General features: G+C 52.6%; 14 protein-coding genes and 2 pseudogenes. 4 read left to right on the top strand and 12 right to left on the bottom strand.

Translation table 11 applies throughout. The features are described 5' to 3' along the window. The first annotated feature begins 214 nt into the window (after positions 1–214). The 4 genes and pseudogenes from DVDV_RS23600 to DVDV_RS18905 all read left to right on the top strand — a co-directional run bounded on the left by DVDV_RS23600 (position 215) and on the right by DVDV_RS18905 (position 2,868). Positions 215–586, top strand: a complete 372-nt coding sequence (locus tag DVDV_RS23600) for a transposase family protein (protein ID WP_368482929.1) — start codon at positions 215–217, stop codon at positions 584–586. Beyond that, positions 474–1,484: pseudogene (locus DVDV_RS18915) on the top strand (ISL3 family transposase). The gene DVDV_RS23600 and the pseudogene DVDV_RS18915 overlap by 113 nt, the downstream one beginning before the upstream one ends. A gap of 262 nt (positions 1,485–1,746) precedes the next feature. Next, positions 1,747–2,526, top strand: a complete 780-nt coding sequence (locus DVDV_RS22495; RefSeq protein WP_139311675.1) for a hypothetical protein — start codon at positions 1,747–1,749, stop codon at positions 2,524–2,526. 33 nt (positions 2,527–2,559) lie between these two features. Beyond that, entirely contained in the window at positions 2,560–2,868 is a 309-nt protein-coding gene (locus DVDV_RS18905) for a hypothetical protein (protein ID WP_075356158.1), read from the top strand. Between the two features lie 428 nt (positions 2,869–3,296). Here DVDV_RS18905 and DVDV_RS18900 read toward each other — a convergent pair whose 3' ends face one another. From DVDV_RS18900 to DVDV_RS18850, 12 genes and pseudogenes are all read right to left on the bottom strand, one after another. Beyond that, positions 3,297–4,181 (bottom strand): hypothetical protein, encoded by an 885-nt coding sequence (locus tag DVDV_RS18900; RefSeq protein ID WP_075356157.1) that lies wholly within the window; start codon positions 4,179–4,181, stop codon positions 3,297–3,299. A 298-nt stretch (positions 4,182–4,479) separates the two neighbouring features. Next, complete coding sequence (locus tag DVDV_RS22490) at positions 4,480–4,830, bottom strand: hypothetical protein (RefSeq protein WP_139311674.1); 351 nt, start codon at positions 4,828–4,830, stop codon at positions 4,480–4,482. Between the two features lie 559 nt (positions 4,831–5,389). Continuing rightward, positions 5,390–7,114, bottom strand: coding sequence for a hypothetical protein (locus tag DVDV_RS22485; protein WP_139311673.1), 1,725 nt, complete (start codon positions 7,112–7,114; stop codon positions 5,390–5,392). A 176-nt stretch (positions 7,115–7,290) separates the two neighbouring features. Then, positions 7,291–7,464 (bottom strand): hypothetical protein, encoded by a 174-nt coding sequence (locus tag DVDV_RS22850; protein WP_175577129.1) that lies wholly within the window; start codon positions 7,462–7,464, stop codon positions 7,291–7,293. Between the two features lie 147 nt (positions 7,465–7,611). Further along, positions 7,612–8,094 (bottom strand): hypothetical protein, encoded by a 483-nt coding sequence (locus DVDV_RS23005; protein WP_368482928.1) that lies wholly within the window; start codon positions 8,092–8,094, stop codon positions 7,612–7,614. Beyond that, positions 8,075–8,554 (bottom strand): NAD-dependent epimerase/dehydratase family protein, encoded by a 480-nt coding sequence (locus tag DVDV_RS23000; protein WP_217694146.1) that lies wholly within the window; start codon positions 8,552–8,554, stop codon positions 8,075–8,077. The genes DVDV_RS23005 and DVDV_RS23000 overlap by 20 nt, the downstream gene beginning before the upstream one ends. Further along, positions 8,551–9,117: a dTDP-4-dehydrorhamnose 3,5-epimerase gene (gene rfbC / locus DVDV_RS18875; protein WP_075356153.1), complete on the bottom strand. Its 567-nt coding sequence runs from the start codon at positions 9,115–9,117 to the stop codon at positions 8,551–8,553. Before rfbC ends, DVDV_RS23000 begins: the two co-directional genes overlap by 4 nt. A gap of 18 nt (positions 9,118–9,135) precedes the next feature. Continuing rightward, positions 9,136–10,203, bottom strand: a complete 1,068-nt coding sequence (locus DVDV_RS18870; RefSeq protein WP_075356152.1) for an NAD(P)-dependent oxidoreductase — start codon at positions 10,201–10,203, stop codon at positions 9,136–9,138. Positions 10,204–10,211: 8 nt separating this feature from the next. Beyond that, positions 10,212–11,423, bottom strand: coding sequence for an L-2-hydroxyglutarate oxidase (gene lhgO, locus DVDV_RS18865; protein WP_075356151.1), 1,212 nt, complete (start codon positions 11,421–11,423; stop codon positions 10,212–10,214). Positions 11,424–11,425: 2 nt separating this feature from the next. Further along, positions 11,426–12,193 carry a glucose-1-phosphate cytidylyltransferase gene (rfbF, locus tag DVDV_RS18860; protein WP_075356150.1) on the bottom strand — a complete coding sequence of 256 codons (768 nt, stop codon included), beginning with the start codon at positions 12,191–12,193 and terminating at the stop codon, positions 11,426–11,428. Between the two features lie 996 nt (positions 12,194–13,189). Continuing rightward, complete coding sequence (locus DVDV_RS18855; protein WP_075356149.1) at positions 13,190–13,936, bottom strand: glycosyltransferase family A protein; 747 nt, start codon at positions 13,934–13,936, stop codon at positions 13,190–13,192. 561 nt (positions 13,937–14,497) lie between these two features. Beyond that, positions 14,498–14,927, bottom strand: a pseudogene (locus DVDV_RS18850) (DDE-type integrase/transposase/recombinase); the annotation flags it as partial.

The raw sequence follows: 14,927 nt of genomic DNA, 5'->3' as shown, positions 1-14,927 counted from the left end.
TGCACAATATTATTAAGCTCTATAGACTAATTTTGTGGCCGCCTAGGGCAAAAGAAGAGAACATAATCGGAGATAATGGCCTGCTACAAGCAATATGAGCGAAGATGCCGAATAAGAGTGGGTCGGTTGAAAATTATTACAACCCGGTGAAGGATGGCACTTTGCCCAGTTAGCGCTGAAAATCTTTTGGCCCTTCCGGGTTTTCCGTGGGTAGATGACCGGATATGGTCAGCCCTGGAGGGTGACCATGAAGGACACGGACCTGTATTCTCGGATTCTGGGGCTGAGCGACCCGTGGTTTGTTGCTGACGTCGAGTTGGACACGGCGGGAGGCCGGGTGGACGTCCATGTTGATCATGCTGCCGGTGTCCGCTGGCGCTGTCCGACCTGTGGTCGCGAGCTGGCTTGTCGGGATCATGCCGAGCCCCGGGTGTGGCGTCACCTCGACACCTGCCAGTTCAAGACCTTCCTCCATGCCCGGGTTCCGCGCGTGGAGTGCCCCGAGCACGGAGTGCCTTCAGGTCAAGGTGCCTTGGGCCGAGGCCAAGGGACGCTTCACCATGCTCATGGAGCGCTTGATCATTGACGTGTTACGCGAGTGCGCCACCGTGTCCGGTACCTGCCGGCTCATGCGGATCAGCTGGGATGAGGCCTGGAACGTCATGGATCGAGCCGTCCGGCGAGGGCAAGCCAGGAAGAAAGCAACCCCCGCTCGGTATCTTGGCATCGATGAAAAGGCCTTCCGCAAAGGTCATGACTACATGACCGTGGTCTGCGATCTGCTCGGCGGAACGGTGGAATTTGTGGCCCAGGATCGCAAGACCGAGAGCCTCGGGGACTATTATCGGCAGTTCACGGCGCAGCAACTCGAGCGCATCCGAGCCGTAGCCATGGACATGTGGGAACCTTACTTCAAGGCCACGATCAAACACGTACCCGATGCGGCGCACAAGATCGTCCACGACCGCTTCCACATCATGCAGCACGTGGGCCAGGCGGTGGACAAAGTCCGCCGGCAGGAACATCGCGAACTGCTCCGCTAGGAAGACGAATGCCTCAAGGGCACCAAGTACATCTGGCTTTACCGGGAAGAGAATCTGCCGGACATGCACCGACCGACCTTGGAGGCCCTGAAGGCCACGAACCTGAAGGTGGCCAAGGCCTGGGCGATGAAAGAAAGCCTGGCCGGGTTGTGGAACTACCTCAGCGTCGGCTGGGCAAAGCGGTTCATGAAACGCTGGCTGACCTGGGTGAGGAAGTCAGACTTACCCCCGATGCGCAAGGTCGGGGAGATGCTCTCTCGGCATCTGGACAACATCCTGACCTTTTGCCGGCATCGGATCACCAACGGCGCGGCCGAGGGACTCAACAGCAAGATCATGGCCATCAAGCGCAGGGCGTGCGGTTACCGCAACCGGGAGCACTTCAAGACCGCCATCTACTTTTTCTGCGGCGGCTTGGACCTCTATCCCAGACAGGCCTGAACCCGGGTACCCACGGAAAACCCGGAAGGACCAAAATCTTAGTGGGGCAGGCTCAACAACCAATTGGGTATTGCGTTGATCAAGCATGGAAACGGTTATTGACATGCTGCCTCTTTTAAGATAATTTGCAAAATGAGGTTTACCCCTAGGGGCCTTCGTGGAGACTCTTTGAAGTAAGGTGGTTTCTCTTCGTAAGAGCTGTGTTTTTTGCGCTAACTTTACACAATCTTTAAAGAAAAACCCGTTCCCAGGAGATGGCACCGTGTTTCACCGTCAACAGGTATACCTTTTCCCTTTTTTTTGCTTCTTTTGCCTCGTGATGGTTCTGCTTGGCCGTGCATATCCCGCTTCTGCCGAGACGCGTGATTTTGAAATTCAGTGTCTAAATAGTAAACTTTCTGACTGTATGGACAAGTTTTACAAAGAGTTTGGTTGGGCCGTTTCCTACCCTCAGGCGTTGGCCAATGTACGCCTGTCCTCTTCTTTTCGGGATAAAGATCCTGTTGCAGGGCTTCGTAGCCTTTTGCAATCTATAGACGACAGCAATTATGCGTTGTCGTATGACGAAAAAGAAAAGACTGTTCAAATTTTTGTCGTAGGCGCCAGCGAGCAAATGCAACAAGCATCGCAACAGCCCAAGCAAAGTCCCTTGCCGAGTAAAGAACAAATTGCGACCGCCAATAAGCCTCCCAACCTTGACATGGAATTTCGTCCCGGTATAACCTATCGAGAGCTCAAGGCTCAGGCGGAACGAATAGAGACCCAAAAACCAAGTCCTGACACACCTTTTCTTCCTAATATAAATTCTGGCCCGTCGATTACCTGGGGTGAGCTTCAAAAGCGGCAACAACAGATCGACAGTCGTAAGCCTCGCGAGTATAGTTTGCCGAATGGGAATGTCTCTTCAAAATTTTTGAACGAACAGCAAGCGCGCGTCGACCAACAGGTCAAGGTTTCAACGACACAGGTCGCCCCCAAGGAAATCATACCAACCAATTCCGGAAAAGATCCCGCGAACGAGGCCCCGGTCAAAGTCCATTGACACGGAAGAACAACTAAAACGGAGGATTGGAAAATGAAACTCATTTCATGTGCCATTGCGATTGTTGCTTCCCTTGTTTTTTTCACAGCTTCCCAAACTTTTGCGACCACCTTGTCAAGTTATACGCTGCTAAACACCGGTAGCAACAACAACGGGCAAGTCTGGATCAGCGTACAGGACCCTGTCAGCAAAACCAATTATAACTTTTTGTTCCCTTCAACATATTCGCAAACTTTTCTTGCAACGGCCCTGACGGCTTTGTCCACGAGCAAACCCATCGGCCTTGATGTTGTCGACACGTCCCCTTGGGCTGGCGTCAATGCCATCTGGATCGAAAATTAAAGTTCTTCGGATCGTACTTTGGAAGTGTTAAAGCATTGCATGGGTTTTCTTTTTCCGAGTCGTTTGCCCCGGCCGCCCGATAATAAGTCCCTTACGGCGGCCGGGGTAAGCCCTGTGTCTTTTTGGCCTTCCAAATCTCTCCGGGCCGGCGCGAGTAGGGCTGTCATCGACTATTTGGGTGTGCAGCCCCACCCGACACGGGGACAATAACCTCGTTGCTGCCTCCTGGTCCGTGATGACGTTGTCCGCGTTACGATTGGTTCCCCGGAGTTCTTGATTTTCCCTAACAGCGTCAGTGAGCAGACGATCTGCGGCTGGCTGACACCGGCACGACACCTTCGCGCCCGTCGATACCCGACGCTTGGCCGTATGCTACAGGCGATAGGCCCGTGACGCGGTTTCGTCCACGCAAGGGCCAAGTCACCACGTCAACCATTGCCCCTCTCCTGGGTTTTAAAGTACGGCTTTCTGCCTTCCTTGAAGCCGTGTAGCACCCAGTGCATAAAGCCTCGCTGCTCTAAATGATCGCTATAATGCTCATTTACGTCACCGTTGACTTCCAAATATTTATCGTTATCGAATATGATAAAATCTTTGGTAAAGACCTTCCGAAAACAAGCTGCAGCTAAAAAAACGATTTGAAGTTCACGCAAATAGAGCATGTGGTTTAAATTTTCCAACTTTACCATCGGAACTGCAGGTTTTATAAAACACGGGAGTCTCTTCTCTAAGCTTCCGTATAGTAGCCAATGCTCAAAGGATGACAGAACGTTCGTTTCGACAAAAGAATTAATGTCTAGGTTGTTTTTTAAATACAGAGTTTCGTCGAAGCAATTTGTTCCAATATGAGTATCATTTTTGAGAAGTTCTTGAAGAATTCTTCTGGTAATGTCAAGCAAAGCTTCGAATTTTTGTTTGAGATCAGAATAATCATCGTTTGTTCTCTCGACAATGCGACCAAGCACATCATTAGCTTCTTGAAGATTTTTGTTGTCTTCGGCCAAGACCCTCTTCGCATTGACTTCTTGTTGCAGAAGTTCTTGTTGCACTGAAAGTTCCTGTTGTAGTTGTTCGATAGAAACAGTTTCCGCATTCGCCTTCTGTGATAGAAAAAAAATCGCATCCGAGGGGACAAGAGCGATTTTCAACTCGGCCACGGTGTCTTCAAGGTTCTTATTGGATTCGGTCAGCACCCTGTTCTTATGGATTTCGTTTTGTAGAAGTTCTTTTTGCAGCGAAAGTTCTTGCGTCAGTCGTATAATTGCCTCGTTATCCGCATCCGCCTTTTGCGATTTGAAGAAACTTAAGCTCATCGAATACCTCCCAGGAATTGAAAAAATAACCCGTCGATTACACAAGAGCATTTTCTCCGGTACAGGACGGCCTTACGGCCCGGCGCCCCGCCCCTACAAACAACCCGGGAAAAGAAAAAAGTTCAAGTGCTGGCCGCGTCCATTTCTGAAATTTCTGACCGCCTCAACTGCCAACTGACGCCGCCGGTTTTGGCCACGTTTTTGCCTGACCTGGCCAGTTCGGGAAAGAGCGTACCCCTGCTGTTCTCGCGACCGCGCGGGGCTGTTTCGCCTACGCTCTCTAGGAGCCATGCTGTCTCTAGGCGTGGAAATGATGAAAACGAAAATCCCGAATGATTGTTCGCAACATATTCATATCACAATTTTTGTCTGTTAAGACCTTGAAGGTTTCATAGATGTCGTTTTCACAATCAGATAAGTATTTGAGGATATCCAGTTTGATGAGTCCGAACGGCTTTTGAAGCATTGCTTTCCAATAAATATGCGTTGGGTTTATTGGCTTCGAATAGTTAGTAAAAGGCTCCCTAAAATCGAAATAAAGCTTTTTGTCTTTATCCGGATTAAAATAACTAACCACTTCAAAACCAAATTCTATTAATTGACGTGTCTGGTCTATTTCATAATTGGCAATCATTTTACTTTTAGACATGGTAGGATCGATCCGAAAGAAATAATCTTGAAATCTTTTATTAGCAAGTACATTTTTTTAAATAAAAACAAATAGGTCTGAAAATGATATTTTCCTTCAAGTGAATCACTGTAGGCTACGATATCCATTGGTTTTGAAGAACTAAATTGGAAAAAATCGCTCATGTCGCCAAAAGGGCCTAATATGGAATCATTGCAAAACAGGAGCGAACCTTTGATGCGTTGGTGACACAAAGCAAAACCGTGCCTATAGGACAATATATCGCGTCCTATGTCAGGCAAAATAGAAATCGCCAGACACATCGTAGATAATTTTTTAAAAGCATGCCAATCGCTTATTTCTTTTTTGTAATAAAAATAACTTTAAATCCGCAGCGATTAATCTCCTGTAGCATGTCATAAACATATTGATACACTTTGCCCTGAGGATGATAGTGGGAAAATATGCAAATATCATTCAGCATTTCTTTCTTTGAAAAAACACTCGACTCCCATAGCTTGAAGTCCTGATAATTCCTGACGTCAATTTCCATAATCCTTGATACTCCGGTTCGAGATCATTATTCAGAGCGTAGCGCAAGATATTCAACTTTTTTGAGGTGTGAGAACAGAGCCTTAAGGATGCTACGAAAATCACAACTCTTTTTCATATTTTCATAGGCTGCGTCCAATAAGGATTGTGTGTACGTCGTGTTCTCCGGATTAAGAAAAAAATCTATAGCCGTAGGCATTGTTTCCAGATTAACCTGTATAAAATCAAGGTTTGGAGTTACAAGCGGGGTGTATTCGCAATACTCCGTCATTACCAACGATTTTTGCATGACTCCGCGCATAACTATGCGTTGCCACTCAAAGTAATTTTCACTACCTCGATGAATATTAAGGATTATTTTGGATCTTTGGCATAACGAGACTGCGGACCGGGTATTTAACGCACTATTTTCGCCTTCAACAAAGGGCCGACTGCACGGCGGGACATAAAAAAAACAGTTGTAGCGGGAAAAGAAGGACGCGTTTTTCAGAAAGAATTGCTCCCGCCGCAGGCTCGAAGTCCCGATGAACAAAATGTCTATGGGTCTTTCAGAAAAATTGAGCAAACGGTTTTTGGAATTTTGTTTCGTAGCATGACTAAATTTTTTCAGAATATTGCAGTCAGGCATTGGTGTCAGGGAATACACTTCCGACGTGTTCAGAGGGAGATACCCGAAAGGCAAAAAATAGGTATAAGGGAAAAGCTTGGTCAGGCGGTATGCACTGGGAAAACTCAAATCAAAGATATACTTTGCTTTGGGAAGATATTTCAGACTGACTTTGAACCAGTCGGTTTCCGACTGTTCAGTGCTGAGCATGATCGTATTTTCTGGAATTTTGTCAGCAACAGCAATGCCTTCTCGGAGCGTAAAAAATTCATGTGGAGCTATTACGATATGATAATCGACGTCTTCAGCAAACCCTTCCCGCTCGGTTCTGATGTCGCACCTGACATTTAATTGTGAAAATGCGGATTGCAAGATATCCGAAAATTCTTTAAAAAAATAATTTCCCGCGGACGAATGATAGATTGATATCCTTTTTATGCAATCAGTGATGCGACAGTTTGGAGTTGCATCATAAAGTTTGTAGTAGCGAAATGGGGAAAGGCGGCTGTTATTATTTTCATTAGTATCGTTAACTAATAAATTGTGCAAATCTGGAAGCTTTTTAATAAGATTGAAGTCAAATATCTGTTGATGTCGGTAGTTTTGAACAAAAGCCGCCATGTCATATTTGTCAGAAATAGGGATTTCTTGCGCTTTGTCGTTCGTCAAATAGTCGATTAAAAGATTCTTTGAAGGACATGCCCTGTGTTGAATCTTTTTATAATAGAATTCTAAATCAACATATTTACTTGGCGAGCGCAATTCTTTAGCTCCATAATCCAGAAAATGTGCCAAAGGATTGAAGGTAACAGGAATATCGGCATATTTAAAGTGATAGTATTTGGTATCAAACAGGGGATGTGGATTGTATCCAAGGACATGCAGATCGCAGTAGTGCTGCAACCAATTTACGTGCAAACCGGAATATTTCTTGCTTTGCGCACAATAATACTTCAGACAGAAAAGTGGATGCGGGTCTATCCGCTCTTTGAGGCCTTTCTGTATGAAATGAATAAGCGGGTTCATCTCAGTCGCTATGCCGGCCTGAAGCTTATAATATTCCGTGTCAAAAAAAACATGGGGATTAAAGCCTTTTTTTGCCCCAATTGTTATATAATGTCTGGCGGCAGAGGTTACATCAGTCACGTCTTTCTTGTCTTGTTGATCAAGCTGTCCGCAGTAATGTTCGAAAAACATCAAGCGGTAAGCGCAAATCTGATTTATTTGAAAAGAAATATTGTCCCACCCGCCATCCCCATATCCATCAATCGATGAATATGCATGGTGTATGGACTGGATATGCGCAGCAAGCCATTTTATTTCTAAGATATTATCTTCAATATACTTTTGCTGTTCCGAAAACTTTTTTTTATCTGATTGGCGGCGTTCTGACTTTGCTGCAATTCCAAGAGGCGATCGACCACCACTGCCAACTGCTCATGGTTTTCAGTAAGAAAGTTTATGTATTCTTTGCTGCGTGTCTGGCTTAAACTCATGCTGGCTTCCCTTCTCAGTAACCAAGACAATTCAGGGAATAGACCGAACCGATGGGCGGTCAATGCGTTTCGTGCGGCAAAATAGTGGGGACTCCCATTGTTGCACAACGACAACCGCTCGGAAGATCCTAGCGGGAAAAAAAGTCGTCAGGCCTGAAAGCCCCGGGACACGTCGCCTGTCAGCACACGTCTGTAATAGGCCGCCATCTCGTCCCATGACCGGTCTTCATTCCAATCCAACAGACATGTGTCTGGGACATCAGTGTTGATTCGGACTTTCGGTTCCACGAATTCCGTTTGCTCGGCTAGATGCAACACACACGGCAGGCCAAGCCTGGCCCGCATGGCTGCGGCGAAACGCTCGGCAAAAGCGCCCTGGGTCTCGACATAGCCGCTGGGACGCAGTGTATCTGCCGGACCAGCGACAAAGCCAGCGTAGATTTTGGCGAGCAGGGAAACGTGGATGTTGTCCCGAACATAAGCCGGTGTGTTGACCTGGGCCGTTTCCCCCTTGGCCCACTTGCGCATCAGGTAATGTGTGAACCTCGGTTCTTCGTGGGGACCGAAGGGATTGGGGATGACGAACCTGGAAAAAGGTACCCCAACCCGCTCACACCAGAACCGGAACACCGAGGCGGTCAGGGTCTTTGACAGGCCGTAGGGGGAAAAGGCGCGTAGGGGGGGTGTTGCCGGCCCCTTCGTCGGCCTCGAACACGCTGCCTGTGAGAACAACGCGTCCAGGCCCCGTGCCGATCAGCTGGGCCAGGACTTGCCGAATGTTCCGTGTATTGGCCGCCACGGCTGCCAAGTAGTCGAAGTCGTCGCTCTTGTAGTCAGTGACGTACGCGCCGTGGTGGCATAGGACGTCGAAGCCCTGGTCGAGCGCCTCCAGGAAGGGCCGGCTGCCAAGGGGCGCGTTCCATACATGCGTGCAGGCCCCGGTATAGGCATCGATTCTTTCCTTGCGCAGCCCGGTGTAGGCTTCTGGGGCGGCCGTGAAGGTGGCGGTCACTGCGTGGCCGGCCTCGGTCAACGCTCGGGTGAACCATGCCCCCGTAAAGGAGCTGGCGCCGGTCAACAGGATCTTCATGTCAGTCCCCGCAGCTGTTCCACGCCGTGCCAGGCGGGATCGAAATCCGGCCAGCTCCTGTCTTTCTGGGAAACCTCGGCTGGCGCGGCGGGCCAGACGATGCCGAACTGGAGATCGTCGTAGCGCACCCCGCGTTCCAGGTCCGGCGCGTAGGCGCTGTCGACCAGATAGAAGGCCTCGGTGTTCTCCTCCAGGGTGAGGAAGCCGTGTGCGCAGCCCTTTGGCACATACATCATGGTGCGGTTTTCCGCCGACAACTCCGCACCGAACCACCGGCAAAACGACGGGGAGTCCGGGCGCAGGTCCAGCACCACGTCGAAAAGGGCGCCGCGGATGCAGCGCACGATCTTGACCTCGGCCGACGGGGCGAGCTGGTAGTGCATGCCCCGCAGAGTGCCTTTTTGGACGCTCAGGGAGGTGTTGATCTGCAGGATATCCGAAACCAAGCCCTGGTTGGCCATTTCCTTGCGGCAAAAGACCCGGGCGAAAAAGCCCCGGTCGTCACCCCGTTTTTCCAGATCGATCAGCCGTGCTCCGGCGACCGGCGTTTCCCGAAAGACCATGGGTATTCTCCCGAGGGGTTAGAGGACGGTGTAGTGCCGCTTGTCTGTCCACTCCAGCCGTTCGTTCAGCTGGTTCTGGGCGATGTGCCCGTCAAGGACCTTGAGACGCATGAAATGGGAATTCCGAAAGGCCTTGTCGGCGAACTCCATCCGTTCCAGCCCGGCCTTGATTTCCAGGATGGACTGCTCCAAGGTCACCTGGGGCTGGTGGGCCGGAGCCAGGGCGGCGTATTTGGAAAAGTCCACCTTGTATGACCGCTTGTCCGGCGGCGCGTCGGTATTGATGGAATAACGCGTCCCGGGAACCAGTTCGGCCACGGCCCGGGCTAGGTCCTTGACCTGGTAATTTCGGTCTGTGCTGCCGATGTTGACGGCCACGAAGGCCCCGTCTACCGCAGTTGTCCGGCCAAGGGCCCAGTCGATGGCCCGGGCCATGTCCTTGACGTCGATCAGGGGCCGCCAGGGGGTGCCATCGCTAAGGACCGTGACTTCACCGCTGGACACGGCGCAAGCCACGAAGTCGTTGAGCACCAAGTCCAGGCGCAACCGGTCGGACATACCGCAGGCCGTGGAAAACCGCAGGCAGGTCACCTGGAAGCCGGGGCCGGCGAGGGTTTCCAGGGCGGTCTCCATGGCCACCTTGGACCGGGCGTAGGCGGTCAGCGGATTGAGAGGATCGGTTTCCTTACGCGGCCCGCCCTCGGCGCAGCCGTACATGCTACAGCTTGAGGCGAAGACGAACCGTGAAACGCCACGCTCCTTGGCCTGGGCAGCCAGGGCCAGGCCGGCCTCGAAATTGATGTCCCGGGTGACGTTTTCGAAACGATTGCCCATGGGGTCGTTGGAAACCGCGGCCAGATGCACGATGGCGTCCACGCCTTCGAGGAGCTTGGCCGGGATACGCCGGATGTCGCCCCAGTACTGGGCGTCGTAGTCGAATTCCGGGAAGTAGTCCGCGGCGGTCAGGCAATGGGCGAAATAACCGCTGTCATAGCCGATCAACCTAGCCCCGGGCAGGGTGCGACGCAGGTATTTGGCCAATTCGGGACCGATGTAACCGGTATTTCCGGTAATCAGCACATTCATGTCTTCTCCTATCGCGTGGCGCTGAGGATGGTGTCGACGATGTGGGCGGCGAACGGGATGGAACAGGTAAAAGCCGGGGAGACAGCGTTTAGGACATGCAGGGAGCGGTTGTCGTGCTCGATCAGAAAATCCATTTCCAGGGTGTGGGAAGCGGCGTTGACTAGTTGGGCCCGGATGCCGGGCCGGCCCCACTTCCTGAACTGTTCTGGGTGTATGCCGCTGGCCAGTTCCCCGGCCAGGCCGACGATGTGGGGCCGAAACTGCTTGCGTAGTTCCTCGAAGGCCAAGCCCTTGAAGTTGAAGTTGGCACCGGTGAAAAGCGCCAGTTCCCGCAGCAGGATTTCACCGAATTCGCGAGCGTCGAAGTTTTCGAACCAGCCGTACTGTTCCCGCCAGAAGCAGGGGATGGCCGTGGGTCCGATCTTGGTCCTGCCGTCCACGGTGACGGTGAAGTGGACGCCCAGAAAGGGGTTGGCCAAGTTGGGTACAGGATAGACGTTGGTAGCTAGCGGCGGCATGGACGGGTCGGCGTAGAGGTACAGGCCCTTAAACGGGAGCAAGTAGTGATTTTTGGAAAACCCGAAATCCCTGGCGACCTTGTCAGCGTACAGGCCGGCCGCGTTGATCACATACCTAGCCCCGTGGACACCCTGGCTGGTCCGCACGCCGCCGTTTTCGCGGCCAAGGTAACGCGTGCTGGTCAGGACCCTCACTCCGGCTTCCCGGGCGGCGTCGGTCATGGCCCCGAGCACTTCCAGGGGGTCGATGGAGGCCGTGTCCGGCGAGAACAGAGCCGTGCCGCAGGTCTTCACCCGGGCCTCGATGGCCTTGGCCTCGGCTTCGGTTACGCGGAAAAGCCGGACCCCGTTGCGGTCCGCCCGCTCCAGGAGCAACTCCAGGACCGCCAGCTCGTCCTCGTTTCTCGCCACCACCAGCTTGCCGCAGGGATTGATGCAAAGGCCCCGCGCCGCGCAAAAGGCCTTGAGTGCGACGTTGCCGTCCCGGGTGAAGCGGGCCTTGAGCGAATCGGCGGTATAGTAGAATCCGGCGTGGATGACGCCGCTGTTGCGACCGCTGGCGTGGCCACCCACAGTGGGCTCCTTTTCCAAAACCGTGACCGAGGCCCCGGGCTGACGTAGGGCCAGTTCCCGGGCGACGCTCATACCGACGATTCCGGCTCCAATGACGAGGAAATCGCAAACGCGCGCAGATGTCGGCATGGCTACCAGATCTTCCAAGGGGCTTTGCCGGACTGCCACAGGGCCTCCAGCAGGTTTTTGTGCTTAAGCGTGTCCATGCACTGCCAGAATCCGTCGTGCCGGTAGGCGGCGAGCTGGCCTTCACGGGCCAGCCGGGTCAACGGCTCCTGTTCCCAGGACGTTTCGTCCCCGGGGATGTAGTCCAGGACCCTGGGCGACAGAACGAAAAAGCCACCGTTGATCCAGGACGCGTCTCCGCGCGGCTTTTCCTTGAACGCCTGGATGCGGTGCCCGTCGAGATCAAGGGCACCAAACTTGCCCGGCGGCTGCACGGCCGTCATGGTGGCGAACAGGCCCTGATCCTCGTGGAAGCGGATCAGCTCAGCAATGTTGACGTCGGCGACGCCGTCGCCGTAGGTGAAACAAAATGCCTCGTCATTGAGATATGGGCCGACCCGCTTCAGGCGTCCCCCCGTATCCGATCCCTCGCCGGTGTCGACCAGGGTTATTTTCCAGGGCTCACAGCTATTGCTGTGATACTCGATGCTGTTACTGGACAAATCAATAGTCAGATTCGACTTGTGGAGAAAATAATTAACAAAATATTCCTTGATGAAGTAACCCTTGTAACCAAGGCAGATGACGAATTCATTGATGCCGTAGCTGGAATAGATTTTCAATATGTGCCATAAGATAGGATAGCCGCCAATTTCCACCATCGGTTTGGGGCGCAAATGCGATTCCTCGGAAATGCGTGTGCCGAATCCACCCGCCAAGATGACCGCTTTCATCCGTTACTCCGATTCGCGTTGGGAATTGTCGTTTCCAGCCGGACACTTTGCCCGGGCACGACATTTCAAAACTTCACACCCCGGGCCGCGGATGCAGTCGGGACCGAAACCGGGATGGACGCGACTCGGCGGTCGGCGGCGCGGGCATAGGGCGTTGACATGCATTTGCATGGTCACGTAAAAAATGAACCAGCGCGCACGTGTCCCAGAACAGGTTCCTCCTGCCTTAATTACCTTATTAATCCGCGCCCATGCCGAAAATCTGCCAAGCCTTTCGGCCTGCACTGCGTACCTCGCGCGAGCAAGTGCTTACAGGATGCGGAAATCTCTGTCAAAGCAATTCCAGATTCCAATGTGTTGGCTTTTGTACACAAGGCATTTTTTATTTTTTTCGTAAAGGGCAGCCCTATTCGCGCATGCCGGCTCTTTCTCAGTGTCCATTTTTGCGCAAGGCCACCCCTGCGAAATGGGTTTGGCGGCTGGAACGCGTTTCCATGGTTCTTGCTAACAGCACCATACAGCCTTGCGGGGACGACCAACAGACCGCAATCTCTGTTCATCACTTTATCCACGGGGAAAACTGATGTCAACGAATCCAGAGCTTTTCGCCGGCACCTGGGCTTTCCATTTGGAATCATCCAGCATCGAAAAAGAGGACCGGCCCCGCACCAGAACCCGCTATCGGCGTGAAGCCGCTTTCTTCAAACAACAATGAACCGCGGGTCTGCCAAACGACCGGTAGACCATCCCTTGCACAACCGGACCGACCCGCGGCCTGCAGTCTGGCAAACCGGTCAGAAACGACCAGCCCCGGGAAGAGGGGCGGCCGAAGGCCACAAAAGCGGAATCCTGGGGACCGATCGGTGGAAACGGTCTTATCGGCCGAAAAACATTCTATTTTCCGGCAATTTGGAAAGGGGAGCCCTGCCGCAGGGCGCGGGACACAGGGGCCAGCAGGGTCTTTTTGCCGTAGATGCGTCGTCCACCGCGAGATCGTTAAAAAGCGATGAAGGAGAACCGGTTCCGGAAAATCTCTCTCAACTGTTCCTCTTTCTTGTTCGTGACGACATGGAGCATGGATTCTCCATGAACACGATAGAGGCACAATATTTCACCTATGTAACATCCTTCGTACTTGTTCTCGATCAAGTTGCATATGAGATTGTAATCTTCCCAGCCCCCGATCTCCATCTTCTCGTAGCCGCCAAGCTTCACCAGGATGTTTTTGTCAAACATCACCATGGCATCAATGTAATTCCCCCAGGCCAGCAACTCAGCGGAAAAAATCTCGGAACCAACCAGCTCTTCCCGGTGGCCAAACTTTTTCAAAATGGCATACGCCATGGCGGATTTTGAATTGACAATGGCTTCGTGGTGCTTCCGCAAGCAACTCGGCAACAGCAAATTATCGGCGTCAAGGATAAAGACGTAGGGCGTTGAGCTGAGGGTGACCAGGGTGTTCCTCGCATGGGCAAGGCCCTGATTGTTGACGTGTTGCACGAATACAATAGTATTGAAACGTTTGGCGTTGATCGTCAGCCATCGGCAGATTGTTTCTACGGAACTGTCTGTGGAAGCATCGTCGACTATATACAGATCTAGGTTTTTCAGATCTTGGTCATACACCGAATTCAGGCATTCGATTATAAAAATTTCATAGTTGAAGTTCGTTATGAGAACCGATACTTCGGAATCGGGGCCGGTCTGTTTGTATAAAACATGATGTGGCTTGGGGGAGATCATTTCTCAGCTCCAGGTCGAACCATTTGCAACGCCACACAGGAGATTCTGCAAAACCTGGGAGACGGCCCGGTGGGCACGCAGGCCGCCTTCCGAGCCGCCCGCCGGGCATACTCTACGCCCCTGGGCCGGCATTCGTCAAAAGCTGTTAACGATTCTGGTGCTTAATAAAAGTAGCCCCGGTCGTCAATCGCAAGGCAGGTGTGCCCGCCGGCATTCCGTGTTCGCAGTGGCCGAGACCATCTTGCGCCGAATGTCACAGGTGGTCGGGAACAGTCGCGCTCCTCTCTCCCCTCGCGTATTTCTTCAGACAAGAAGACCGGGATGAAGGAGGCTATTCCACAGCCCCCACCCTCGTGGCGGTACTCCTGGACATGGCCGAGACCATCACCGACGAGTGCATCGAATTATTCGATCACATGCTGGGTGCAACGTTCCGGTAGAACGAACGGCGCTACGCTGAACGCTTTCAGCAAAGCGCCAAGACCATCAACGAAAAATTCGGCTCTATGCGGCGGTCGGCAGGGCGCTCATCAAGGCCAGGGAGCACGTGGTCGATCCCTTCATGCCGTTGCTCTCGGGGCTTCTGACCGGCGTAAATCGGCTGATCAAACCCAGCCACGAAGCAAACTCAACGGTCTCCTTGGCCGCAAAGCAGGTACCGTTGTCGGTCAGCCATTCGACCCGGTGCGGCGCACGGCTCGTCCCAAACCGCTTCTCCACGCATTCCAACATCAGATCGCGCACCATCGAGCCTGAAATGCCGCACGTCGAGGCTGCAAAAACCATAATCTCACGGTCGCAGCAGTCCAGGGCAAAGACCACGCGCACTTTCTCGCCATTCCAGCAGCCGACTTCGAAAGCGTCCGCGCTCCAACGCAGGTTGCGCCGCAGGGTGATGACCTTGCCTTCATGCGAACGCTCGGGCCTGTTGCCCGTGTACCTGGCCAAAAGCAGGCCGTGAAGCCGCATGATCCGGTACACGCGTTTGTGG

The organism is Desulfovibrio sp. DV (genome assembly GCF_001936595.1).
Classification (GTDB): domain Bacteria; phylum Desulfobacterota; class Desulfovibrionia; order Desulfovibrionales; family Desulfovibrionaceae; genus Solidesulfovibrio.
Note: the sequence above shows the minus strand (reverse complement) of the source record. Positions and strands in the feature narration are given on the sequence as shown.

Excerpts from the sequence above, each read along its gene's own strand:
- DVDV_RS18900 (WP_075356157.1), bottom strand. The coding sequence starts at position 4,181 with ATGAGCTTAAGTTTCTTCAAATCGCAAAAGGCGGATGCGGATAACGAG.
- DVDV_RS23600 (WP_368482929.1), top strand. The coding sequence starts at position 215 with ATGACCGGATATGGTCAGCCCTGGAGGGTGACCATGAAGGACACGGAC.
- DVDV_RS18855 (WP_075356149.1), bottom strand. The coding sequence starts at position 13,936 with ATGATCTCCCCCAAGCCACATCATGTTTTATACAAACAGACCGGCCCC.
- lhgO (WP_075356151.1), bottom strand. The coding sequence starts at position 11,423 with ATGCCGACATCTGCGCGCGTTTGCGATTTCCTCGTCATTGGAGCCGGA.
- DVDV_RS18870 (WP_075356152.1), bottom strand. The coding sequence starts at position 10,203 with ATGAATGTGCTGATTACCGGAAATACCGGTTACATCGGTCCCGAATTG.
- rfbC (WP_075356153.1), bottom strand. The coding sequence starts at position 9,117 with ATGGTCTTTCGGGAAACGCCGGTCGCCGGAGCACGGCTGATCGATCTG.
- rfbF (WP_075356150.1), bottom strand. The coding sequence starts at position 12,193 with ATGAAAGCGGTCATCTTGGCGGGTGGATTCGGCACACGCATTTCCGAG.
- DVDV_RS18905 (WP_075356158.1), top strand. The coding sequence starts at position 2,560 with ATGAAACTCATTTCATGTGCCATTGCGATTGTTGCTTCCCTTGTTTTT.
- DVDV_RS22490 (WP_139311674.1), bottom strand. The coding sequence starts at position 4,830 with ATGTCTAAAAGTAAAATGATTGCCAATTATGAAATAGACCAGACACGT.
- DVDV_RS23000 (WP_217694146.1), bottom strand. The coding sequence starts at position 8,554 with ATGAAGATCCTGTTGACCGGCGCCAGCTCCTTTACGGGGGCATGGTTC.
- DVDV_RS22850 (WP_175577129.1), bottom strand. The coding sequence starts at position 7,464 with ATGAGTTTAAGCCAGACACGCAGCAAAGAATACATAAACTTTCTTACT.